Here is a 23,195-nt window from a genome sequence, read left to right as displayed (position 1 = left end):
TGCTGGTGCAGCTGGCCGTCACGATGCCGTTCGTCGTACCGCGCTCGCCCGACTGGCCCCCGGCGACGTGGACCTCGTACGGCATGACCACGCTCACCGTGCTCCCCCTGATCTGGCGGCGCCGGGCGCCGGTGACCGTACTGACGGCGATCACACTCATCGGCGGGATCTACAAGATCACTGTGGACGGTCCGGGCCAGCCGCTGCCGTACGCCGGTCTCATCGCCTTCTACACGATCGCCCTGCAGTGCACCGCCCGGGTCCGCGCGGCCGTGGGCCTGGCCAGCGTCGGGGTGGTGGCCGTGTCGGTGGGCCGGGAGACGGGGACGGCCCGGGAGCTGCTGTTCACCCTCTTCGTTTCGGCGGCGGCCTACGTCCTGGGACGGCTCCAGCACACGCGCCAGGCCTACACGGCCGCGGTCGAGGCCCGCGCCGCCGAGCTGGAGCGGGCCAACCGGATCGAGGCGGAGCAGGCGGCCGCGGCCGAACGGGCCCGGATCGCACGGGAGATGCACGACATCCTCTCGCACGCGGTCAGCATCATGATCGTGCAGGCGGAGGCCGGGCCGGTGGCGGTGCGCAGGGCCCCCGAGCGGGCCGAGGCCGCCTTCGAGGCCATCGCGGAGACGGGGCGCGACGCAATGGCGCAGCTGCGCGCGATGCTGGGCGTGCTGCGCACCGACACGGCCTCGCCCAGGAGCCCGCAGCCGGGGATCGCCGCACTGCCGGAGCTGGTGGACCGGGTAAGCGCCAGCGGGCTGCGCGTGTCCTACGAGCGGACGGGCGCGGTGCGCGAGCTGCCGGCGGCCCTGGAGGCCACGGTGCACCGGGTGGTGCAGGAGGCCCTGACGAACGTGGTCAAGCACGCCGGGGCTTCGCTGGTGGACGTGACGCTCGCGTACGGCCCGGACGCCCTCACGGTGACGGTCACGGACGACGGCCGGGGGCGGGCGGCGCCTCGGGCGGGCACGGTCTGATCGGCATCCGCGAGCGGGCGGCGGCGCACGGCGGGACGGCGTGGACCGGACCGGGGCTGGGCGGCGCCGGGTACTCGGTGCGGGTGGTCCTTGTAACCTCGCCGCTGGAGGTGGGGAAGCGACGATCCGTGTGGTGGTGGCCGACGACCAGGAGCTGGTGCGCAGCGGTTTCGCGATGATCCTGGACGTCCAGGAGGACATCGAGGTCGTGGCCGAGGCGGGGGACGGCGCGGCGGCGGTGGAGGCGGTGCGGCGGCTGTCGCCCGACGTGGCGCTGCTGGACATCCGGATGCCGGTGATGGACGGGATCGAGGCCTGCCGGGCGATCTCCGCCGGGAGTGCCTGCCGCACGGTGATGCTGACGACCTTCGACGCGGACGAGTACGTGTACGAGGCCCTGCACGCGGGGGCGAGCGGGTTCCTGCTGAAGGACGTGCGGCGCGACGATCTGGTGCACGCGGTACGGGTGGTGGCGGCGGGCGAGTCCCTGCTGGCGCCTTCGGTGGCGCGGCGGCTGATCGAGGAGTACACGGCGATGACGGGGGCGGCGCGGCCCGGGCTGCCGACGGCGCGGCTGGACGTGCTGACGGCCCGGGAGCGGGAGACGCTGCTGCACCTGGGGCGCGGTCTGTCGAACGCGGAGATCGCGGCGGCGCTGGTGGTGAGCGAGCACACGGTGAAGTCGCATGTGGGGAACGTGCTGGCGAAGCTGGGGCTGAGGGACCGGATCCAGGCGGTGATCTGCGCCTACGAGACGGGCCTGATCGCGGCGGGTACTCCCTCCGGGGAGTGAGGGCGCGGCGTGTCGCCTCCCTCTCGCCGGTGAGTTGTCGTACCGCTGAAGACCCCTCTGCCGGGTGATCCGCAACTACCCCTCTGACCACAGCATTGAGTCATCGAGGCCACAGCGGCCCGGTGAAGTCAGAGGGGGATTCCATCATGAAGGCTCGCACCCGCACGTTGATCGCCGCAGCCCTGGTCCTGGGCATCGCGTCCGGACCCGTCGTCGCACATGCCGCTGCGGCGGCTCCCGTCCCGGCGGGGGCCACCGTGTCGGCCACGGCGCCCCTCGTCTCGACCCCGCCGAACGCGGCGGCGCTGGCCGAGGCGATCGCGGGCCTCGGCCCGGACCACAATGACGCGACGGCCGCCCTGGTTCGCGTGGGAGGGACGAGCGGGGGCTGGCGGGGCGCTTCCGGTGTCGCGGACGTCGTCACGGGGCGGGGGGCCGTGGAGCAGGGGCGGTTCCGGGCGGGGTCGGTGACCAAGACCTTCACAGCGGCGGTGGTGCTCCAGCTGGCGGCCGAGGGCCGGGTGGATCTGGACCGGCCGGTGCGGGAGTACCTGCCCGGGACCGTCCCCGACGCCTACGGCACGGTCACGGTCAGGCAGTTGCTCAACTACACCAGCGGCATACCGTCGGCGGACGGCCCGGGCGACTCGTTCGAGGCGCAGTGGGAGCACCGCTTCGACGTCACCGACCCGCACGATCAGCTGGCCAACGCCTTCGCGAAGAAGCCGGAGTTCGTCCCGGGCACGGCCCAGCACTACCTGAACATCGACTACACGGTGCTGGGCGTGCTGATCGAGAAGGTGACGGGCACCTCGTACGAGGATGCGGTCGCCCGGCGGGTCCTGAAGCCGCTGGGTCTGCGTCAGACCTCGTTCCCCGCGCGGACGCAGACGAGGATCCACGGTCCGCACAACCGCGGCTACCAGGCGATAGCGCGGGCGGACGGCTCCAGGGAGCTGCGGGACGTGACGGAGTGGAACTCCTCGGACCGGTGGGCGGCGGGGGACATCATCTCGACGACGGCTGATCTGGAGCGCTTCACCACGGCCCTCTTCAGCGGGCGGATCGTGCCGAAGGCCCAGCTGGAGGAGATGTTCACGGTGCCCGCCGTGAAGAACTTCGCGAACGGCAAGGACGCCACCCTGACGGCGGGCCTGTCCAGGATCGTGCTGCCGGACGGCACGGTGGCGTGGGGCAAGACGGGCGGCCGCCACGGCTACAACACCGCGATAGGCGCGACCCGCGACCTCTCCCGCACCCTGGTCTACTCGGTCAACTCCACCGACGCGAAGGGCGAGGACATGAACCCGGTGGCCTTCGGCATCGTGATGGCGGCCTTTTCCCAGTAGTCCGGCGGCCTAGGCGGACATGGCCGGCGCGGCGGACATGGCCGGCGCGGCGGGCATGGCCGGGGTGGCGGGCATGGCCTCAAGGCGCTTGATCATCCGCCGGAGCGCCAGCAGGGGAATCACTCCGAAGACGCCGAAGGACATGTCGATGACGCTCCACCAGAAGGGGATGCCCCGGATGGGGCCGCAGATCAGGGCCAGGGGGATGACCCCCGCGCAGGCGATCATGCCGGCGTCGACGATCCAGATGTTGCGGACCGGGTCGCGGTGGACGCCGTAGAAGAAGACGGCGATGACGAGGTGGGCGAAGGCGAGCCAGTCGGTTCCGTAGAGGAGGAAGGGATAGTCGGCGTCGGCCTGTTCCAGGCCGTCGCCCACCCGGCGCAGCCACGCGTTGTCCACGAGGGCGTTGGCCCAGTGGAGTTCGCTGACCAGGGGGAAGGCCGTAAGGCCGCTGAGCACCAGGCAGACCAGGAACAGGATCAGCCAGGCACGGATTCGCCGCTCAAGGGCGCTTCTTTCGCTCATGGAGGGAAGCCTACGCCTGTTTCTGAACACGTTCAGCCAAATTGCTGAACATGTTCAGTTCCCCTTTCCCATCCTCCCCCGTCGGTGTAAGCGAAAGGGCGGGCGGTGGACATGGTGTCCACCGCCCGCCCCTTCAAGGTCCTGCCGTGAGTCAGCCGTCGAGCGAGGTCATCACGTGCTTGATGCGCGTGTAGTCCTCGAAGCCGTAGGCGGAGAGGTCCTTGCCGTAGCCGGACTTCTTGAAGCCACCGTGCGGCATCTCGGCGACGAGCGGGATGTGGGTGTTGATCCACACGCAGCCGAAGTCGAGGTTCTTGGACATCCGCATCGCGCGGCCGTGGTTCTTGGTCCACACGGAGGAGGCGAGGGCGAACTCGACGCCGTTCGCGTACTCCAGGGCCTGGGCCTCGTCCACGAAGGACTGGACGGTGATGACGGGGCCGAAGACCTCGTTCTGGATGATCTCGTCGTCCTGCTTGAGGCCGGAGACGACGGTCGGGGCGTAGAAGTAGCCCTTCTCGCCGACCTGGTGGCCGCCCGCCTCCACCTTGGCGTGGGCGGGGAGGCGCTCGATGAAGCCCGCCACCTGCTTGAGCTGGTTCGGGTTGTTCAGCGGGCCGTAGAGCACGTCCTCGTCGTCCGGCTGACCGGTCTTGGTGTCCGCGGCGGCCTTGGCGAGCGCGGACACGAACTCGTCGTGGATCGACTCGTGCACGAGCACGCGGGTGGCGGCGGTGCAGTCCTGACCGGCGTTGAAGTAACCGGCGACCGCGATGTCCTCGACGGCCTTGGCGATGTCGGCGTCCTCGAAGACCACGACCGGGGCCTTGCCGCCGAGCTCCAGGTGGACGCGCTTGACGTCCTTCGAGGCGCTCTCGGCGACCTGCATGCCCGCGCGCACCGAGCCGGTGATGGAGGCCATCGCCGGGGTGGAGTGCTCGACCATGGCCTTGCCGGTCTCGCGGTCACCGCAGATGACGTTGAAGACGCCCTTGGGCAGCACCGAGTCGATGATCTCCGCCATCAGCACGGTGGAGGCCGGGGTGGTGTCCGAGGGCTTGAGCACGACGGTGTTGCCCGCGGCGATGGCCGGGGCGAACTTCCACACCGCCATCATCATCGGGTAGTTCCACGGCGCGACCTGGGCGCAGACGCCGACCGGCTCGCGGCGGATGATCGAGGTCATCCCCTCCATGTACTCGCCGGCCGAGCGGCCCTCCAGCAGGCGGGCGGCGCCCGCGAAGAAGCGGATCTGGTCCACCATCGGCGGCAGCTCCTCGCTGGCCGTGAGGCCGAGCGGCTTGCCGGTGTTCTCCGACTCGGCGGCGACGAGCTCGTCCGCGCGCGCCTCGAAGGCGTCCGCGATCTTCAGCAGCGCCTTCTGGCGGTCCGAGGGCGTGGTGTCGCGCCAGCCCGGGAAGGCGGCCGCGGCGGCGGCCATGGCGGCGTCGACGTCGGCCTGGCCCGAGAGCGGCGCGGTGGCGTACACCTCGCCGGTGGCCGGGTTGACCACCTCGGTGGTCCGCCCGTCGGCGGCGTCCTTGAACTCCCCGCCGATGTAGTTGCGCAGACGACGCAGTTCGGTGGTCACTACAGCCACACTCCTGATCACATGTCCAACGATTGAGACGATTGCCAATCGTAGCCGCTTCGCAGAGGCTTTCGACAGACCCGACGGCCACCAACTACGAAATCAGTGAGATCACAGTCGCGAAACAACGGATTTCATCGATTCCATCTTGCGGAACAGACGACTCCTCGTGCACAGTGAGGTCGTGGTCAGTCGAAGCGCAGATTCCAGGAACAGACAACCGTCCCCTTCGGTCGATGCTGTGTCCCTGGCGATCATCGAGCAACTGCAAGAGGACGGTCGCCGTCCCTACGCATCGATCGGCAAGGCCGTGGGCCTGTCCGAGGCGGCCGTGCGCCAGCGCGTGCAGAAGCTGCTCGACCAGGGCGTCATGCAGATCGTCGCCGTCACCGACCCGCTCACCGTGGGCCTGCGACGCCAGGCCATGGTCGGCATCAACGTCGAGGGCGACCTCGACCCGGTGGCCGATGCACTGACCGCCATGGCCGAGTGCGAATACGTGGTCATGACCGCAGGGTCGTTCGACCTGATGGTGGAAATCGTCTGCGAGGACGACGACCACCTGCTGGAAACGATCAACAAGAAGATCCGCACGCTCCCCGGCGTGCGATCAACCGAAAGCTTCGTTTACCTGAAGCTGAAGAAGCAGACCTACATGTGGGGAACTCGATAGCCCGTGAGCCAGGACCTCTCCAAGACCGCCTACGACCATCTGTGGATGCACTTCACCCGCATGTCGTCGTACGAGAACGCACCCGTCCCCACCATCGTGCGTGGTGAGGGCACCTACATCTTCGACGACAAGGGCAAGCGCTACCTCGACGGTCTCGCCGGACTGTTCGTGGTCAACGCCGGTCACGGCCGCAAGGAACTGGCCGAGGTCGCCTACAAGCAGGCCCAGGAACTCGCCTTCTTCCCCGTCTGGTCGTACGCCCACCCGAAGGCCGTGGAGCTCGCCGAGCGCCTCGCGAACTACGCTCCGGGCGACCTGAACAAGGTCTTCTTCACCACCGGTGGCGGCGAGGCCGTCGAGACCGCCTGGAAGCTCGCCAAGCAGTTCTTCAAGCTGCAGGGCAAGCACACCAAGTACAAGGTCATCTCGCGTGCGGTCGCCTACCACGGCACCCCGCAGGGCGCCCTGTCCATCACGGGCCTGCCGGCCCTCAAGGCCCCCTTCGAGCCGCTGGTTCCCGGCGCCCACAAGGTGCCGAACACCAACATCTACCGCGCCCCGATCTACGGCGACGACCCCGAGGCCTTCGGCCGCTGGTGCGCCGACCAGATCGAGCAGGAGATCCTCTTCGAGGGCGCCGACACCGTCGCGGCCGTCTTCCTGGAGCCGGTGCAGAACGCCGGCGGCTGCTTCCCGCCGCCGCCCGGGTACTTCCAGCGGGTCCGCGAGATCTGCGACCAGTACGACGTGCTGCTCGTCTCCGACGAGACGATCTGCGCATTCGGCCGCCTCGGCACGATGTTCGCCTGTGACAAGTTCGGCTACGTGCCGGACATGATCACCTGCGCCAAGGGCATGACCTCGGGCTACTCCCCGATCGGTGCCTGCATCGTCTCGGACCGCATCGCCGAGCCGTTCTACAAGGGTGAGAACACCTTCCTGCACGGCTACACCTTCGGCGGACACCCGGTGTCCTCCGCGGTGGCCATCGCCAACCTGGACATCTTCGACAAGGAAGGCCTCAATCAGCACGTGCTGAACAACGAGGACGCCTTCCGCTCGACGCTGGAGAAGCTGAACGACCTGCCGATCGTCGGCGACGTCCGCGGCAACGGCTACTTCTACGGCATCGAGCTCGTCAAGGACAAGGTCACCAAGGAGTCCTTCACGGACGAGGAGACGGAGCGCGTGCTCTACGGGTTCCTCTCCAAGGCGCTCTTCGAGAACGGCCTGTACTGCCGGGCCGACGACCGCGGCGACCCGGTGATCCAGCTCGCGCCGCCGCTGATCGCGGACCAGGGCACCTTCGACGAGATCGAGGGCATCCTGCGCTCGGTGCTCACCGAGGCGTGGACGAAGCTGTAACCAGGCCTTAAATCGTCCGACCACCCGGCCCGGATCCTCCGTTCGAGTGAGAACGCGGGGGTCCGGGCCGTGTGCTGTCGCCATCCCGGACGTTCATCTCTTTACATCTCCATACGGCCCAGTGACTTCAGCGGGCTCCGCTTCGTTCCCTCGGACGGAGGTGTACGCCATGGTGGCTCCACCGGACAATGCCCCGCCTGACAATGACGTCCTCTGGGCACGGTCCCTGCACTACTCCCACGGGGGAGGCTCCCCGGCACTCGTCGGGATCAGTCTGGGCGTGCGGCAGGGCGAGATCCTGGCCCTGACCGGTCCCCGCGGCAGCGGGAAGACCACCCTGCTCCGCTGCCTGTCCGGGCAGCTGACCCCCGAGCAGGGCGAGGTCTGGTTCAACAGCGTCCCCGTGCACACCATGGGCGCGCTGACCCGCGAACGGCTGCGCCGCGACCGCTTCGGCTGGATCGGACCCGAGCCGCAGCTGCTGCCCGAGCTCAAGGTATGGGAGAACGCGGCCCTGCCGCTGCTGCTCGCCGGAGCCTCCCACCGCAGCGCCAAACACGCCGCCTGCGCATGGCTGGAGCGCCTCGACATCGGCGGATTCGCCCGCAAGCGACCCCGCGCGCTGAGCCGCGGCGAGGCCCAGCGGGTCGCCCTGGCCCGGGCGCTGGTCAACGTGCCCGCGGTGATCTTCGCCGACGAGCCCACCGCCCCGCTGCACCGCACCGAGCGCGCCCTGCTGCTGCGGACGCTGACCACCGCGGCCCGCTCCCACGAGATCACCGTGCTGCTGGCCACCCACGACGAGGCGACCGCGGCCGTCGCGGACCGGCACCTGGCCCTGCTCGACGGCCGCCCGGCCGGGGCCGCGGCGGGCTCCTCGCCCGGCGCCGACACCCCGGAGGATCAGGCCGCGTGCTCGCTCTCCGCCTAGCCCGCGGTGCCCGTCCGCTGGTCCAGCTGCGGCGGCTCCTGGTCGCCGCCGCTTCCGCCGGTACCGGATTCCTGCTGCTCTACGTGCTCGCGGGAGCCGTGGCCCGGCCCGCCGGATCGTTCCCTCGCCTGCTGTGGGCGCTGATCCCGCTGGCCGCCACCGTCCACTTCGCCGTCGCCGTGGCCCGCGCCGACCCCGCGACCCGCCCCCGCGAGGGACTGGACGCCGCCGGGCTGGGACCCGTACGGCTCATGCTCGTCGCCGTGATCTCCACCGCCGTGGCCTGTGCCCTGGGCAGCGCCCTGGCCCTGGCGGCCTTCCTGCACCTGCGCGGAGACCTGGCCGGGCTGCCCTTCGACGGGGCCGGAGCCGGACTGCTCCACGCCGGGCAGCCGCTGCCCGTGGCGGCCGCCCTCACCCTGCTGGCCCTGGTCCCGCTGGCCGCCTCGGCCGCCACCGCCCTCGCGCTGCGCCCGCACACCCCGCCGGCGCCGCAGACCCGGCTCCCGTGGGGCATCGCGCTGACCGCGTGCGGGCTGGCCGCACTGGCCTACACGGGCCGGGGCGGCGCCGCGATGCTCGTCGGCTGGTCGCTGACCGCGGTCGGGCTCGCCCTCGCCGGCCCCGGCCTCGCCTACGCGTGCGGGAGCCTGGTCCAGGCCGTGCGCCCGGGCGGACTCCGGCTGCTGGCCGGGCGGGCCCTCCAGGAGGAGGCGCCCCGGATCGGCCCGCCGCTGGGGGCGTTGTGCTCCGTCGGCGCGGGCGCCCTCACGGCCCTGGCCCTGCACGACCGGGGCGGGCTGGACGTCCCGCTGGGCCCGCTGACCGGCCCGGCCGCGGCCCTGGTCGCCCTGTGCGCCATCGCGACCCTTCTCACATCCTCGGTGGAGGCCCGCCAGAGGCGGGCCGCCGAACGCGAGGCCCTGCGGGACCTGGGCGCCTCCGCCAAGGTCCTGCGGACGGCGGCGAGTTTGCGGGCCACGGCGCTCGTGGCCGTGTGCGTACCGCTCAGCTGGGGTGTGGCGCAGCTGACGTCGATGGCACTGACCCGCTGACGGAGCACCCCTTAGTGTGGGCCGAATGGTCAACGCAGACATCGAGATCGAGACGCTCGCCGAATTCGACCAGGTCGTGGCCCGCGGCTCGCTCAGCGGCTACCGGATCCAGTCGGTCAACCTGCTGGAGCGGACCTTCGCGCTGCTGTCCGTCGACACCTCGGCGGCCGTGTTCCTGGGCTGCGCGATGGAGCCCGATGCCGCGGCGAAGGTCCGCGGCGACGGCGCGCTGGTCTTCCCGCCCGTTCCGGACCTGCCGTTCAACCCGTACCGGGGCCTGCTCTACAGCCCCGAGGAGCTGTTCGCCGGTCTGGGCGAGGGGTACGAGGCCACCCAGGACGCCCAGACCTACGCCTGGTTCCAGGAGACCAAGGCCGACGCCGACGTCTTCTCCTCGATGCTCCGGTCGGTGCACGACGACGCGATCTCCGACGCGCTCGACGAGCACCTCGCCGGTGCCCGGGTGGCGGGTGTGATGGGCGGCCACGCCATGTCCCGCGGCAGTGCGGAGTACCGGGGCGCGGCCGAGCTGGGCCGGGCCCTGACCCGGGCCGGTCTGACCGTCGCCACCGGCGGTGGTCCCGGCGCGATGGAGGCCGCCAACCTCGGCGCCTACCTGGCGCCGGCCCCGGACGCGGCCCTCGGGGAGGCCCTGGAGCTGCTGGCCAAGGTGCCCTCCTTCACCCCGTCGGTGTCCGACTGGGCGCGGGCGGCCTTCGCCGTACGCGACCGCTGGCCCGGCGGTGGCGACTCGGTGGGCATCCCGACCTGGTTCTACGGACACGAGCCGCCGAACCCCTTCGCGGGCCACATCGCGAAGTACTTCGCGAACGCCACCCGGGAGGACGGTCTGCTGGCACGCTCCGGCGCGGGCGTGGTCTTCCTGCCCGGCGCGGCGGGGACGGTCCAGGAGATCTTCGACAGCGCCACGCCGAACTACTACGCGTCGCGGGGCGAGCCGGCGCCGATGATCCTGGTCGGCCGCGCCCACTGGACCGAGCACCTCCCGGCGTGGCCACTGCTCCAGGCCCTGGCGCGCGGCCGCGCGATGGAGTCCCGGATCGCGCTCGTCGAATCGGTGGACGAGGTACCGGACGTCCTCGCGTCGATGAGCTGAGGCTCGGAGGCAACGTCCCGGCCGGTTTCCACGTCTGGCAGAGGTACCGCAAAACCTGCCAGACGTGAACGGAGCCCTTGGTGCTCATAGGCCTGCTGACCGCTGTCGCGGCGTCCATCTGCTACGGCACGGGATCCGTGCTGCAAGCCGTCGGATCGCGCCGCGCCGCGCGGATGTCGCCGACCGCCGCCGGAGTGACCGCCCACGGCGGCCCCAACCTGTCGTCCACCGCGAAGGCGGCGATGACCTGGGAATTCATCGTCGGCACGGTCCTGGACTTCGTGGGCTTCGGGCTCGGCGCCCTGGCCGCCCGCCTCCTGCCCCTGTTCCTGTCCCAGACGGTGATCAGCGCCAATCTGGTGATCACGGCCGTGCTGAGCGTGAAGATGCTGGGCATCCGGCTGACCCGCAAGGAGTGGACCTCGATCGGGGTCGTCTGCACCGCGCTGGTGCTGCTGGCCACGGCGGCGGGCCACGAGGGCGGCCACCACGCCCCGATGTCCACGCACTGGTGGCTGCTGGGGATCACCGTGCTGCTGATGGTGGGCGGCACCGTCGCCGTACGCCTCCTCGGCGGCGGAGCCGCGATCCTCGCGGGCCTGCTGTCGGGCCTGGGCTTCGGCGCGCTGGGCGTCGGCGTGCGGATCCTCGACGGCGTCGACCCGTTCGACCTCGGCACCTTCCTGTCCGACCCGGCCCTCTACGCCATCGTGGTGGCGGGCGTCGGCGGCATGTACCTGCACACGATCGCCCTGCAGATCGGCTCGGTGAACGGCGCCACGGCGGCACTGGTCGTGGGCGAGACGGTCCTGCCGGGCGCGATCGGCGTCCTGTGGCTCGGCGACGCGTCCCGCCCGGGCCTGGCGTGGCTGGCCGTACTCGGCTTCGTCCTGGCCGTCGCCGGAGCGGTGGCCGTGGCCTGGTACGGCAAGCACGAGGGCTCCGATCCACAGGCCGAGGCCCCGGTCCCGACGGCGGTCGGGTAGCCGGGGGCCGGGGAGGGCCCGGGGCAGGCTCGGGCGGGCTCGGGGCGGCTCGGGGGCGGATCCGAAAACGGCCGAGAAGGCCGAAAGCTCCGTGCGGCACCCTTCACCCGCCCGGCCGCTCCGGGTGGCGGGCTCCCGGCGTCCGGCGCTTGCTGGACGGGGGAGAGAGCGAGGGTGGCATGGACACCACGACCGCACGGTTGCAGACGCCCAAGGCCGCAGGAGCGGCCGGCATCGCCTTCGCCGTCCTGCTCGCGGCGGCGATCGTCCTGATGCGGATCGCCCTGCCCTCGGGCGACGGCGCCGAGGCGCCCGTCGACCCCGCCGACCGCTGGGCGGTGCGGCTGGCCCTGGAGATCGTGCCGTTCGCCGCCATCGCCTTCCTGTGGTTCATGGGCGCGCTGCGCGCCCATGCCGGCGAGGCCGAGGACAGGTTCGTCTCCACCGTGTTCCTCGGCAGCGGGTTCGTCTGTGTCGCCACCCTGTGCGTCGCCGCCGGGGCGGCCGGAACCGTCCTGGCGCAGGACACGCCCTCCGATTTCGGCCGGACCTACGCGTACACGGTCCTCGCCACCTACTCCATGCGGATGGCGGCCGTGTTCGTCCTCGCGACCTCGACGATGGGGCGGCGGCTCGGGATCTTCCCCAGGCCGCTGTCACTGCTGGGCACCGCCGTCGGCCTGGTCCTGATCGTGGTGGGGTCCGGCGTGCCCTGGTCCGAGCTGCTGTTTCCGGCCTGGGCCCTCGTCGTCAGCGTCCACATCCTGCGGATCCGGCTGCGGTAGCCCGCCTGCGGGGCCGAAGCGGGCCTTGACCTGCGGGTTCGGTGCCCCGCATGACGGGCCCGGCTCCCGCGTGCATGCTGGAGAGGGAAGGGGACGGGGGGCAGGGGTCGGGCATCGGGGACTGCGGGGGAGATCGGGCCACCGAAAGGCTGATGCCTCATGAGGCTTGTCGTCGACCTCAACCGCTGCCAGGGATACGCCCAGTGCGCGTTCCTCGCGCCGGACGTGTTCGCCATGCACGGCGACGAATCGCTCCTCTACTCCCCCGAGACGGACGAGGAACAACGCGAGCACGTCGAGCGCGCCGTCGCCGCCTGCCCGGTCGGGGCCATCCTCGTCGAGTACGACCCCGCCGAGGAACCCGTACGCACCACCCCGGAGGCGCGCGGTGAGCGGTGACGGAACCCTGGAACGGCTCAAGCGAGAGGGCCGCATCGTCGTGGTCGGCGCCTCCCTGGCGGGCCTGCGGGCCGCCGAGACCATGCGGGAGAAGGGCTTCGCCGGGTCGCTGACGATGATCGGCGACGAACCGTACGAGCCCTACGACCGGCCCCCGCTGTCCAAGCAGGTGCTGCTGGGCAAGGCGTCCGCGGACCGCACCGCGCTCCCCCGCCGCAGGGCGCTCGACGCCCAGTGGCGGCTCGGGGTCCCCGCCACCGGCCTGGACATGTCCCGCCGCCGGGTCGTTCTCGGCGACGGCGAGGAAGTGGAGTACGACCGGCTGCTGATCGCCACCGGCGTACGGGCCCGGCCGTGGCCGAACGAGGAGGAGGGCGCGCTCGAAGGGGTCTTCGTCCTGCGCACCCGCGACGACGGCGCCGCACTGGAGCGCAGCCTCGCGGCCGGCCCGCGCCGGGTCCTCGTCATCGGAGCCGGCTTCACCGGCTCCGAGATCGCGTCCGCCTGCCGCGAGCGCGGGCTGCCCGTCACCGTCGCCGAACGCGGCGCCGCGCCGCTGGTCGGGGCGCTCGGCGGCGTCATCGGGGAGGTGGCCGCCGAGATGCACCGCGAGCACGGGGTGGACCTGCGGACCGGGGTGATGGTGACCGGACTGGAGGGGGACCCCTCCGGACGGGTCCGCGCCGCCCACCTCTCCGACGGGAGCACCGTCGAGGCCGACGTCGTGGTCGTCTCGCTCGGCGCGCAGCGCAACACCGAATGGCTCGCCGGATCCGGACTGGGCGCCGGCCCCCGGGGCATCGCCTGCGACGCGGGGTGCCGGGCCTTCGACATCCGGGGCATCGTGACCGACGACATCTATGTCGCGGGTGACGTGGCACGCTCCCCGCACGCGCTCTTCGGCTATCAGTTCCTGTCCCTGGAGCACTGGGGCAATGCCGTCGCCCAGGCCGAGACGGCCGCGCACAACATGCTCAGCGAGAGCGCGGACCGCCGTCCCCACATGTGGGTCCCGGCGTTCTGGTCCTCCCAGTTCGGGGTGAACATCAAATCGGTCGGAGTGCCCTCCATGGGCACCGAGATCATGATCTCGCAGGGCTCGCGGGACGAGCGCCGCTTCACCGGCGTGTACGGCTATCAGGGGCGGGTCATCGGCGCCGTCACCTTCGACCAGTCCCGGTGGCTGCAGTTCTACCAGCAGCTGATCGAGACGACCGCGCCGTTCCCGCCGCCGTTCGCGACGGTGGACCGCAGGCCGGAGGGGCACAAGCCTTTGCCCGCCGACTTCCCCGACCCGTCGGTGCCCACCCACGGTCCGACCATCACCCTCAGCGGCTACGCGCCGGACGACCGGCGGCTGACGTTCACCCCCGCGCACCACTGACCGAGGACCTGCCATGACCCAAGCCATCCTGCGGCGGATCATCGACTACGACAGCCGCGCCGATCCGTATCCCCTGTACGAGGAGCTCCGCAAGACGCCGGTGTCCCACGACGCGGACGGCCCGTACGTCGTCAGTACGTATTGGGAGATCCAGAGCCTGCTGCACGACCCGCGGATCAGCTCGGACACCCGCAATCTGGCGTCGGCGGCGGATGACCCGCTGGCCCAGGAGGAAGCGCAGGACACGGTCCTGCCTCCGGCCTTCCTGAAGCTCGACCCGCCCGAGCACGACCGGCTGCGCCGGATGACGAACCGGCCCTTCGGCCCGCCGCACACCCCCCGCCGGGTGCACGACATGCGCGGCGAGCTCGGCGGGATCGTCTCCGGGCTGATCGACGCCATCGCCGACACGGGAGCGGCGGACCGGATCGACCTGGTCGACCAGTTCTCGTACCCCTTCCCGGTCTCGGTCATCTGCCGGCTGCTGGGCGTGCCGCACGAGGACGAGCCGCGCTTCCACGTCTGGGCCGACACGCTGGCGGCGAGCCTGGATCCCGACCCGGACGCCGATCCGGCGCAGGGCAAGAAGGGCGCGCAGGACGCCCGTATGGAACTGGGCATGTACCTGGCCGGGCTGATCGAGGAGCGGCGCAAGAGCCCCGGCGACGACATGCTGTCCCAGCTCGCGACCGCGGACGGCCCCGACGGCACGATGACGACGATGGAGGTCCTCAGCACCGCCGGGCTCCTGCTGATCGCGGGCCACGAGACCACGGTCAACCTGATCACCAACGGCATGCTGACCCTGCTGCGCCACCCTGAGGTGCTCCAGCGGCTGCGCGAGGACCCTCGCCTGTCGGTGCCGATCGTCGAGGAGCTGCTGCGGTACGAGCCTCCGGTGCAGCTGCTGCCCCAGCGCAGCACCCTCGCCGAGATCGAGGTCGGCGGGGTCACCATCCCCAAGGGCGCCTCGCTCTGGCTGATCCTGGCGTCCGGGAACCGCGACCCGCGGCGGTTCGCGAACGCCGACCGCTTCGACCCGGACCGCGGCGACATCCAGCACCTGGGCCTCGGCAGCGGGATCCACAGCTGCTTCGGGGCGCCGCTGGCCCGGCTGGAGGCCCAGCTGGCGCTGAGCGAACTGGCCCGCCGGCTGGAGAACCCCCGCCTGCTGGAGGACCCGCCCCTGTACCGCCAGAACGCGGTCCTGCGCGGCCCGCGCCATCTGCCGATCGCCTGCGACGGGATCCGCGCCGCCTAGGCGGCGGTAGCGGGCAGGACGACGACCTCGGCCGGGGTGAAGGCGACCGCGACGCGGTCGCCGACCGCCGGGGCGCCGGCCAGCCCGCATTCCGCTTCCAGTACGGGCCCGGCCTCCGGCCTCAGCAGCAGCGCGACGTGCGTACCGCGGAAGGTGCGGGACACCACCTCGCACGGCAGGCCCGCCTCGCAGAGCACGACCCCGGCGGGGCGGATCAGCAGACGCTGCTCCCCCTCCGGGGTCCCGGCCGGGACCGGGACCTTGCCCCAGGGCGTCCCGGCCGCGCCGCCCGAGACCGTCGCCGGGGCCACGTTCTCGAAGCCGAGGAAGCGCGCCACGAACTCCGACGCGGGCCGCTGCCACACCTCCAGCGGGGTCCCGGCCTGCGCGATCCGGCCGTCCCGCATCACCACCACCCGGTCCGCCAGCGCGAAGGCCTCCCCCTGGTCGTGCGTGACGGCCAGCACCGTCGTCCCCAGCCGGGTGAACAGGCCCTGCAGCTCCACCACGAGCCGCTCCCGCAGGCCCCGGTCCAGCTGTCCCAGCGGCTCGTCGAGCATCAGGAGCCGCGGTGACGGCGCCAGCGCCCGGGCCAGTGCCACGCGCTGCTGCTCGCCGCCCGACAGGGAGGCCACCGCGCGGCCCTGGGCCCCGGGCAGGCCCACCAGCTCCAGGAGTTCCGCGACCTGGGAGGTGTAGGCGGCCCGCCCGGCGCCCCGCATCCGCAGACCGAAGGCGACGTTCCCGCCGACGTCCCGGTGCGGGAAGAGCTGGTGGTCCTGGAACATCAGGCCCACGCCCCGCCGGTGCACGGGTACCCCGGCCTGGTCCGCGCCGCCCAGCAGGACACGGCCCTCGGACGGCCGCTGAAGCCCGGCGACGACCCGCAGCAGCGTGGACTTGCCGCTTCCGCTCGGTCCGAGCACGCACACGATCTCGTGCTCGGCGACTTCCAGGTCCACGCGGTCCACCACGGCGCGCTCGCCGAAGCGGACCGACACCCCTTCCAGTTGAAGCAGTGTCATCAGAACTCTCCGGCGGTCTTGTCGGGTCGCAGTCGCTCCAGCAGCAGCAGGGAGACCGCGCACACCAGCATCAGGATCGTGCTCAGGGCCATCGCCTGCCCGTAGTTCAGCTCTCCGGCCCGGCCCAGCAGCCGCGCCACGGCGACCGGCAGGGTCGGCTGGTCCGGCCGCGCGATGAAGACGGTCGCGCCGAACTCGCCCAGGGACACCGCGAAGGCGAACCCGGCCGCGATCAGCAACGCCCGCCGCACCAGCGGCAGGTCCACCTCCCGCCAGGCCCGCCACGGGGACGCGCCGAGCACCGCGGCCGCTTCCCGCAGCCGCCCGTCCACCGCGCGCAGCACCGGCAGCATGCTCCGGACGACGAAGGGCACCCCCACCAGCGCCTGGGCCAAGGGCACCAGGATCCACGACGTCCGCAGATCCAGCGGCGGCTCGTCCAGGGTGATGAGGAAGCCGAAGCCCACGGTGACGGCGGACACGCCCAGCGGGAGCATCAGCAGCGCGTCGAAGCCGCGTACGAAGCGGCCGCCGCGCCGGGTCAGGGCCGCGGCGGCGAGCCCCCCGATCACCAGGGCGATCGCGGTGGCGGCGAGCGCGTACCGCAGGGAGTTGCCGATGGCGTCCAGCGGCGGCACCAGGAAGGTCCCGCCACCGGCGCCCGCGTCCTGGAGCGCCTGGTAGAAACCGGGGCCGTAGCCGCCGGGGGTGTCGAAGGACCGTTCCACCAGCACGCCGAGCGGCAGCACGATCAGCAGCGCCACCGTCAGCAACACCCCGCCCAGCAGGGCGCGTTGCGCCAGGCCGCGGGGGCGGTGCGTGGTCCGGCCGGGGTCTACCAGCCGTAGCGCGGTCTCGCGCTTGCGCACGGTCCAGGCGTGCACGCCGAGGACCGCGCCGACCGCGGCGAACTGCACCATCGTCAGCACGGCGGCCGTGGGCAGGTCCAGGAGCTGCGCGGTCTGCCGGTAGACCTCCACCTCCAGGGTGGAGTACGAAGGCCCGCCCAGGATCAGCACGACGCCGAAGGAGCTGAAGGTGAACAGGAACACCATCAGCGAGGCGGCGGCCACGGAGGGGGCCAGCGCGGGCAGCGTCACCCGCCGCCAGGCGGCGAACCGGCCGGCGCCCAGCACCCGGGCGGCCTCCTCCTGGCGGGGATCCAGCTGGGCCCACAGCCCGCCGACCGTGCGGACGACGACGGCGTAGTTGAAGAAGACGTGCGCGAGCAGGATGGCCCAGACCGTGGTGTCGAGCCGTACGCCCGCCACCTCGTCCAGCAGCCCGCCCCGGCCGACGAGGGCGAGGAAGGCGGTGCCGACGACCACGGTCGGCAGCACGAACGGCACGGTCACCACGGCGCGGAGCACCTGCTTGCCGGGGAACTCGAAGCGCGCGAAGACGTACGCGCCGGGGAGTGCGATCAGCAGCGTGAGCGCGGTGGAGGCGAGCGCCTGCCAGGTGGTGAACCACAGGACTCCGGCGATGTCGGGCCGGGTGATCACCTCGCCGATCCGGCCGAACTGCCACCCGTCGGCGGTCTTGAGGCCGCGCCCGACGATCGCGGCGACGGGGTAGGCGAAGAACAGCCCGAAGAAGGCGAGGGGAACGGCCATCAGGGCGAGCCGCACGGCGGTCGCCCTGACCGCCCCGGCGGGGCCGGGGACCGCCGCGGCGCCCCCCGGCGCCGCGCGCGGAACCTTCGTACCGCTTACTTCACGACGAGCGCGGTCCATGCCTTGACCCACTGCTCACGGTTCTCGGCGATGGTCTGCGGAGCGACGTTCTCGGGCTTCTCGACGACCGCGCCGTGCTTGGTGAACAGCTCCGGCAGGGAGGCGTTCGCCGTCACGGGGTTCACGAACATCTGGAGCGGCATGTCCTCCTGGAACTTCTTGCTGATCAGGAAGTCCACCAGCGCCTTGCCGCCCTCCTCGTTCTTCGCCCCCTTCAGCAGACCCGCGAACTCGATCTGGCGGAAGCAGGTACCGGTGGCGACGCCCGTCGGGGCCTCGGCCGGCTGCGGCTCGCCGTACAGCACCTCGACCGGGGGGCTGGACGCGTAGGAGACGACCAGCGGGCGGTCGCCCTTGGCCTTCTTGCCGCCCGCGGAGCCGGAGAAGCGCTCGTTGTAGGCCTGCTCCCAGCCGTCGACGACCTCGACGCCGTTGGCCTTCAGCTTGCTCCAGTAGTCCTTCCAGCCCTCCTCGCCGTACTTGCCGACGGAGGCGAGCAGGAAGCCGAGGCCGGGCGAGGAGGTCGCGGCGTTCTCGGTGACCAGCAGGTTCTTGTACTCCGGCTTGATCAGGTCGTCCAGCGTCTGCGGCGGCGCGATCTTCTTGTCCGCGAAGTACGCCTTGTCGTAGTTGACGCAGATGTCGCCGGAGTCGACCGGGGTGACGCGGTGCTCCTTGTCGAGCACGTACTCGGGCTTCACCTCGGCCAGGCCCTTGGCCTCGTACGGCGTGAAGAGACCGTTGTCGAGGGCGCGTGAGAGCAGGGTGTTGTCCACCCCGAAGAAGACGTCGCCGCGCGGAGAGCCCTTGGTGAGGATCTCCTGGTTCAGCGCCGCGCCGGCGTCCCCGGACTTCAGCACCTTGACGGTGTAGCCGCTCTGCTGCTCGAACGCCTTGAGGACCGTGTCGGTCACGTTGAAGGAGTCGTGGGAGACGAGGGTGACGGTCTTGGACTTCGGGGTCTCTCCGGCGCCCGCGGTCTTGTCCTCGGCGTCGCCGCCGCAGGCGCTGAGCGTGGTGACGCCCAGCGCGGCCGCGAGCGCGGCGCCCGCGATCTTCTTGGTGGTGCTCACTGGTGATTCCTCCTGGGATGACCAGGAGAAGACGCGGCCCCGCCCGGCGCTCAGTACGAGCGGACGCCGGGCAGGGCGCAACAGCTTGAGTGGTGACCGAACTTCCTACCCCGAATGACCGGGGCGAGGTTCAGAGGGTCTGCGGATGACGGTTGCCGCACTCTCAGCGCTGTGGCGCTCCCCTGTCGGAATATGAAATTGGTTCGGCCACAGGGTACCCCGTGGCCGAATCATGCAGAACGGAAGCGGAATCCAGCGCTCCTAGCGCTCCGAAGCGGCCAGCTGGCCACACGCGCCGTCGATCTCCTGGCCGCGGGTGTCGCGTACGGTCACGGGCACGCCGTGGCGGGCGATGGCCTCCACGAAGGCCCGCTCGTCCTCGGGGCGCGAGGCGGTCCACTTGGAGCCCGGCGTCGGGTTCAGCGGGATCAGGTTGACGTGGACGCGCTTGCCTTTGAGCAGCTTGCCCAGCAGGTCACCGCGCCAGGCCTGGTCGTTGATGTCGCGGATCAGGGCGTACTCGATCGAGATGCGGCGGCCGGACTTCTCCGCGTACTCCCAGGCCGCGCCGAGGACCTCGCGGACGTTCCAGCGGGTGTTCACGGGGACCAGGGTGTCGCGCAGCTCGTCGTCGGGCGCGTGCAGCGAGACGGCGAGACGGCACTTGAAGCCCTCGTCGGCGAACCGCAGCATCGCCGGGACCAGGCCGACGGTCGAGACGGTGATCCCGCGCTGGGACAGGCCCAGGCCGTCGGGCTCCGGGTCGGTGAGCCGGCGGATGGCGCCGACCACGCGGTTGTAGTTGGCGAGCGGCTCGCCCATGCCCATGAAAACGATGTTCGACAACCGGGCGGGGCCACCGGGGACCTCGCCGTCGCGCAGGGCGCGCATGCCGTCGACGATCTGGTGCACGATCTCGGCGGTCGACAGGTTGCGGTCCAGACCGGCCTGGCCTGTGGCGCAGAACGGACAGTTCATGCCACAGCCGGCCTGCGAGGAGATGCACATCGTGACCCGGTCGGGGTAGCGCATCAGCACGGACTCGACGAGCGTGCCGTCGTGCAGCTTCCACAGGGTCTTGCGCGTGGTGTCGTCGTCGCAGGAGATGTGACGGACGACGTTCATCAGGTCCGGCAGGAGCTCCTGCTGGAGCTTCTCGCGGGAGGCCGCGGGGATGTCCGTCCACTCGGCCGGGTCGTGCGCGTAGCGCGCGAAGTAGTGCTGGGAGAGCTGCTTGGCCCGGAAGGGCTTCTCACCGATCGCGGCGACCGCCTCGCGGCGCTCCTCCGGCGTGAGGTCGGCGAGGTGCCGCGGGGGCTTCTTGGCTCCACGGGGGGCGACGAAAGTGAGCTCTCCCGGAACGGGGGCCATGAGCGGTACTCCTCAGTATTACGAGCCCAAGACGGGCGACCTCCGCGTCGGCGGAGAGTTGTCGATGGCACGACCGGTGCCAGGAGACCTCACGGGTCCACCCCCGAAACACGGGGAAAGCGCGCCACTCGGAAGTGGCGCGCTTTTCAGGATAACCCGCCCGGGTCAGCCGGTGCCTACGAAGGCCGCCAGCAGCAGCCAGACCACCGGAGCCGTGGGCAGCAGCGAGTCGAGCCGGTCCATGATGCCGCCGTGTCCCGGAAGCAGGGTCCCCATGTCCTTGATGCCCAGGTCCCGCTTGATCATCGACTCGCCCAGGTCGCCCAGGGTGGCGCTGACCGCGACGGCGAGGCCGAGCAGCAGGCCCTGCCACCAGGAACCGCCGTCGATCAGGAACTCCATGCACAGCGCGCCGGCGGCCATGGCGAAGGCCACCGCGCCGAACAGGCCCTCGCGGGTCTTGCCGGGGCTGATGCGCGGCGCGAGCTTGGTCTTTCCGAAGCGCCAGCCGACCGCGTAGGCCCCGGTGTCGCTGACCACGGTCAGGAGCAGGAAGGTGATCACGCGCTGCGGACCGTCGTCGGCGGTGAGCAGCATCGCGACGAAGGTGGCCAGGAACGGCACGTAGAACGCCGCGAAGGCGCCCGCCGTGACGTCCTTGAGGTAGTCCTCGGGCGGCTCCGTCATCCGCCACACCAGGACCGCCAGCACGGTCAGTGCCATGGCGACCCAGGCGCCCTCGGCCCCCCGGACGTATCCGGCGATGACCATGGCCGCACCGCCGACCGCGAGCGGGACCAGCGGGGCCTTGATGCCCTTCTGCTCCTGCAGCCGGGAGGTGAGCTCCCACAGGCCGACGACGACGGCGACGACGACGACACCGACGAAGACGGCCTTGACGATCAGCAGCGAGGCGAAGATCACCGCACCGAGTCCGACACCGACCCCTATGGCGGCGCGCAGGTCCCGCCCCGCGCGCTTCTTCGGCGGCGGGGTCGGGGCGCCCTGCGGGTGCGGGGCGTGCGGAGGCGGGGGGCTGGGCATGGGCTCCTGCGGCGGCGTCTCGGCGCGGAAGAAGGGGCCGCCGTTCTCGGCGGCCCCCCGATCGCGTGCTTCCCGGTCGTCGAAGTCACGGCCGGCGGCATCGGGCACGATGGGCATGGGCCGAGTGTGCGGGCCCACCTGCGCATCGTATGCGGGACCCGCCGGAACCGGCTCCGGCTGCCAGGAAGAGTCGTTCATCAGACTTCGAGGAGCTCGGCTTCCTTGTGCTTGAGGAGCTCGTCCACCTGCGCGACGTACTTCGCGGTGGTGTCGTCGAGCTCCTTCTCGGCCCGGCGCACCTCGTCCTCGCCGGCCTCCTTGTCCTTGACGAGCTTGTCCAGGGCGTCCTTCGCCTTGCGGCGGACGGAGCGGATGGAGACCTTGGAGTCCTCGGCCTTGTTCTTGGCGACCTTGATGTACTCCTTGCGGCGGTCCTGCGTCAGCTCGGGGAAGGTCACCCGGATGATGCTGCCGTCGTTGCTCGGGTTGACACCGAGGTCGGAGTCGCGGATCGCCTGCTCGATGTTGCGCAGGGCGCTCTTGTCGAACGGCGTCACGATCGCCATGCGCGGCTCGGGCACCGAGAAGGAGGCGAGCTGGTTGATGGGCGTGATGGCGCCGTAGTACTCCGCCACGATCTTGTTGAACATCGCCGGGTGCGCACGGCCGGTGCGAATCGCGGCGAAGTCTTCCTTGGCGACGACGACGGCCTTTTCCATCTTCTCCTCGGCCTCGAGGAGGATCTCTTCGGTCACCACGTGCTCCTGCATGTCTTGAATGGATGGTTCAGGCGGGCGGGGCGGACGGGTCCTGTCCGGGCTCGGTCCGGCGTCGGACCGCTCAGACCCGGGTTCCCTGGTCGCTGACGAGCGTGCCGATCTTCTCACCCTTGACGGCGCGGGCGATATTGCCTTCGGCGAGCAGCTCGAAGACGAGGATCGGCAGCTTGTTGTCGCGGCAGAGCGTGATGGCGGTGGCGTCGGCGACCTTGAGGTCGCGCGAGAGCACCTCGCCGTACTCCAGCGCGTCGAACTTCACCGCGTCCGGGTTCTTCTTCGGGTCGGAGTCGTAGACCCCGTCGACCCCGTTCTTGCCCATGAGCAGGGCCTCGGCGTCGATCTCCAGGGCGCGCTGCGCGGCCGTGGTGTCGGTGGAGAAGTACGGCATGCCCATGCCGGCGCCGAAGATGACGACGCGGCCCTTCTCCAGGTGCCGCACGGCACGCAGCGGGATGTACGGCTCCGCGACCTGGCCCATCGTGATGGCCGTCTGCACGCGGGAGTCGATGCCCTCCTTCTCCAGGAAGTCCTGGAGGGCGAGGCAGTTCATGACCGTGCCGAGCATGCCCATGTAGTCGGACCGGGCCCGGTCCATGCCACGCTGCTGGAGTTCGGCGCCGCGGAAGAAGTTGCCGCCGCCGATCACGATGGCGATCTCCGCGCCGTCGCGGACGACCGCGGCGATCTCACGCGCGATGGCGTGGACGACGTCGGGGTCGACGCCCAGTCCTCCGCCACCGGAGAAGGCCTCGCCCGACAGCTTCAGCATGAAGCGGCGGCCCTTCTTCTTCTGGTCGCTCTTGTCGTCGGATGCGGTGTGGGGGTCCACGCCCTGATTCATGGAGATCTCCTCGTGCACATACGAAGAAGGCCATTGCCGGTGGGTCCTCGCGGTTCCCTGTGCGGCAATGGCCTCCTCGTCAGATCTGCGGTCGTCTCGCGCAAGCGCGGACGACTGCCTCAGACCCTACCG

21 protein-coding genes and 1 pseudogene are annotated in these 23,195 nt (G+C 71.1%); 13 read left to right on the top strand and 9 right to left on the bottom strand.

The features are described 5' to 3' along the window. The first annotated feature begins 23 nt into the window (after positions 1 to 23). The 3 genes and pseudogenes from AC07DU_RS10730 to AC07DU_RS10720 all read left to right on the top strand — a co-directional run bounded on the left by AC07DU_RS10730 (position 24) and on the right by AC07DU_RS10720 (position 3,119). A pseudogene (locus tag AC07DU_RS10730) lies at positions 24 to 1,156 on the top strand (sensor histidine kinase). Continuing rightward, positions 1,111 to 1,770: a response regulator gene (locus AC07DU_RS10725; protein ID WP_479110692.1), complete on the top strand. Its 660-nt coding sequence runs from the start codon at positions 1,111 to 1,113 to the stop codon at positions 1,768 to 1,770. The pseudogene AC07DU_RS10730 and the gene AC07DU_RS10725 overlap by 46 nt, the downstream one beginning before the upstream one ends. A gap of 146 nt (positions 1,771 to 1,916) precedes the next feature. Continuing rightward, the gene (locus tag AC07DU_RS10720; RefSeq protein WP_479110690.1) at positions 1,917 to 3,119 is read left to right on the top strand and encodes a serine hydrolase domain-containing protein; all 1,203 of its coding nucleotides are present in this window, start codon (positions 1,917 to 1,919) and stop codon (positions 3,117 to 3,119) included. A 9-nt stretch (positions 3,120 to 3,128) separates the two neighbouring features. Here the strand turns inward: AC07DU_RS10720 and AC07DU_RS10715 are convergent, their stop codons facing one another. Both AC07DU_RS10715 and AC07DU_RS10710 read right to left on the bottom strand, forming a co-directional pair. Further along, positions 3,129 to 3,647, bottom strand: a complete 519-nt coding sequence (locus AC07DU_RS10715; protein WP_479110689.1) for a hypothetical protein — start codon at positions 3,645 to 3,647, stop codon at positions 3,129 to 3,131. 151 nt (positions 3,648 to 3,798) lie between these two features. Further along, positions 3,799 to 5,238, bottom strand: a complete 1,440-nt coding sequence (locus AC07DU_RS10710; RefSeq protein ID WP_479110762.1) for a gamma-aminobutyraldehyde dehydrogenase — start codon at positions 5,236 to 5,238, stop codon at positions 3,799 to 3,801. 169 nt (positions 5,239 to 5,407) lie between these two features. Between AC07DU_RS10710 and AC07DU_RS10705 the strand changes: the two genes are divergently transcribed. The 10 genes from AC07DU_RS10705 to AC07DU_RS10660 all read left to right on the top strand — a co-directional run bounded on the left by AC07DU_RS10705 (position 5,408) and on the right by AC07DU_RS10660 (position 15,194). Further along, the gene (locus AC07DU_RS10705) at positions 5,408 to 5,911 is read left to right on the top strand and encodes an Lrp/AsnC family transcriptional regulator (RefSeq protein ID WP_007266859.1); all 504 of its coding nucleotides are present in this window, start codon (positions 5,408 to 5,410) and stop codon (positions 5,909 to 5,911) included. 3 nt (positions 5,912 to 5,914) lie between these two features. After that, entirely contained in the window at positions 5,915 to 7,276 is a 1,362-nt protein-coding gene (locus AC07DU_RS10700; RefSeq protein ID WP_479110687.1) for an aspartate aminotransferase family protein, read from the top strand. A gap of 169 nt (positions 7,277 to 7,445) precedes the next feature. Next, positions 7,446 to 8,207: an ABC transporter ATP-binding protein gene (locus tag AC07DU_RS10695; protein WP_360894451.1), complete on the top strand. Its 762-nt coding sequence runs from the start codon at positions 7,446 to 7,448 to the stop codon at positions 8,205 to 8,207. Continuing rightward, entirely contained in the window at positions 8,189 to 9,262 is a 1,074-nt protein-coding gene (locus tag AC07DU_RS10690; RefSeq protein ID WP_479110684.1) for a hypothetical protein, read from the top strand. The genes AC07DU_RS10695 and AC07DU_RS10690 overlap by 19 nt, the downstream gene beginning before the upstream one ends. A gap of 25 nt (positions 9,263 to 9,287) precedes the next feature. Next, positions 9,288 to 10,379 (top strand): LOG family protein, encoded by a 1,092-nt coding sequence (locus AC07DU_RS10685; protein WP_360894456.1) that lies wholly within the window; start codon positions 9,288 to 9,290, stop codon positions 10,377 to 10,379. A gap of 80 nt (positions 10,380 to 10,459) precedes the next feature. Next, positions 10,460 to 11,365 carry a DMT family protein gene (locus tag AC07DU_RS10680; protein ID WP_360894459.1) on the top strand — a complete coding sequence of 302 codons (906 nt, stop codon included), beginning with the start codon at positions 10,460 to 10,462 and terminating at the stop codon, positions 11,363 to 11,365. Between the two features lie 179 nt (positions 11,366 to 11,544). Continuing rightward, on the top strand, positions 11,545 to 12,150 hold the full coding sequence (locus AC07DU_RS10675; protein WP_479110682.1) for a hypothetical protein: 606 nt from the start codon (positions 11,545 to 11,547) through the stop codon (positions 12,148 to 12,150). Positions 12,151 to 12,309: 159 nt separating this feature from the next. After that, complete coding sequence (locus AC07DU_RS10670) at positions 12,310 to 12,549, top strand: ferredoxin (RefSeq protein ID WP_360894462.1); 240 nt, start codon at positions 12,310 to 12,312, stop codon at positions 12,547 to 12,549. Further along, a complete protein-coding gene (locus AC07DU_RS10665; protein WP_360894465.1) occupies positions 12,539 to 13,933 on the top strand; it encodes an NAD(P)/FAD-dependent oxidoreductase in 1,395 nt (464 codons plus the stop codon). The genes AC07DU_RS10670 and AC07DU_RS10665 overlap by 11 nt, the downstream gene beginning before the upstream one ends. 13 nt (positions 13,934 to 13,946) lie before the next feature. Continuing rightward, a complete protein-coding gene (locus AC07DU_RS10660; RefSeq protein ID WP_360894468.1) occupies positions 13,947 to 15,194 on the top strand; it encodes a cytochrome P450 in 1,248 nt (415 codons plus the stop codon). Here AC07DU_RS10660 and AC07DU_RS10655 read toward each other — a convergent pair. From AC07DU_RS10655 to pyrH, 7 genes are all read right to left on the bottom strand, one after another. After that, positions 15,191 to 16,219 carry an ABC transporter ATP-binding protein gene (locus AC07DU_RS10655; RefSeq protein ID WP_479110679.1) on the bottom strand — a complete coding sequence of 343 codons (1,029 nt, stop codon included), beginning with the start codon at positions 16,217 to 16,219 and terminating at the stop codon, positions 15,191 to 15,193. The two genes, AC07DU_RS10660 and AC07DU_RS10655, sit on opposite strands and share 4 nt — an antisense overlap. After that, positions 16,219 to 17,835 carry an ABC transporter permease gene (locus AC07DU_RS10650; protein WP_453372001.1) on the bottom strand — a complete coding sequence of 539 codons (1,617 nt, stop codon included), beginning with the start codon at positions 17,833 to 17,835 and terminating at the stop codon, positions 16,219 to 16,221. The genes AC07DU_RS10655 and AC07DU_RS10650 overlap by 1 nt, the downstream gene beginning before the upstream one ends. A 95-nt stretch (positions 17,836 to 17,930) precedes the next feature. Further along, positions 17,931 to 19,028, bottom strand: coding sequence for a thiamine ABC transporter substrate-binding protein (locus AC07DU_RS10645; protein ID WP_479110677.1), 1,098 nt, complete (start codon positions 19,026 to 19,028; stop codon positions 17,931 to 17,933). A 261-nt stretch (positions 19,029 to 19,289) separates the two neighbouring features. Beyond that, positions 19,290 to 20,399: a dual-specificity RNA methyltransferase RlmN gene (rlmN, locus tag AC07DU_RS10640; RefSeq protein ID WP_453371975.1), complete on the bottom strand. Its 1,110-nt coding sequence runs from the start codon at positions 20,397 to 20,399 to the stop codon at positions 19,290 to 19,292. 165 nt (positions 20,400 to 20,564) lie between these two features. Continuing rightward, the gene (locus tag AC07DU_RS10635; protein ID WP_360894479.1) at positions 20,565 to 21,641 is read right to left on the bottom strand and encodes a phosphatidate cytidylyltransferase; all 1,077 of its coding nucleotides are present in this window, start codon (positions 21,639 to 21,641) and stop codon (positions 20,565 to 20,567) included. Then, complete coding sequence (gene frr / locus AC07DU_RS10630) at positions 21,641 to 22,198, bottom strand: ribosome recycling factor (protein WP_360894482.1); 558 nt, start codon at positions 22,196 to 22,198, stop codon at positions 21,641 to 21,643. Before frr ends, AC07DU_RS10635 begins: the two co-directional genes overlap by 1 nt. An 85-nt stretch (positions 22,199 to 22,283) precedes the next feature. Next, positions 22,284 to 23,063, bottom strand: a complete 780-nt coding sequence (gene pyrH / locus AC07DU_RS10625; protein WP_360894485.1) for a UMP kinase — start codon at positions 23,061 to 23,063, stop codon at positions 22,284 to 22,286. Positions 23,064 to 23,195 lie beyond the last annotated feature (132 nt).

It is taken from the genome of Streptomyces sp. NPDC045695, from assembly GCF_056432025.1.
This window is presented reverse-complemented; position numbering and strand designations above follow the sequence as displayed.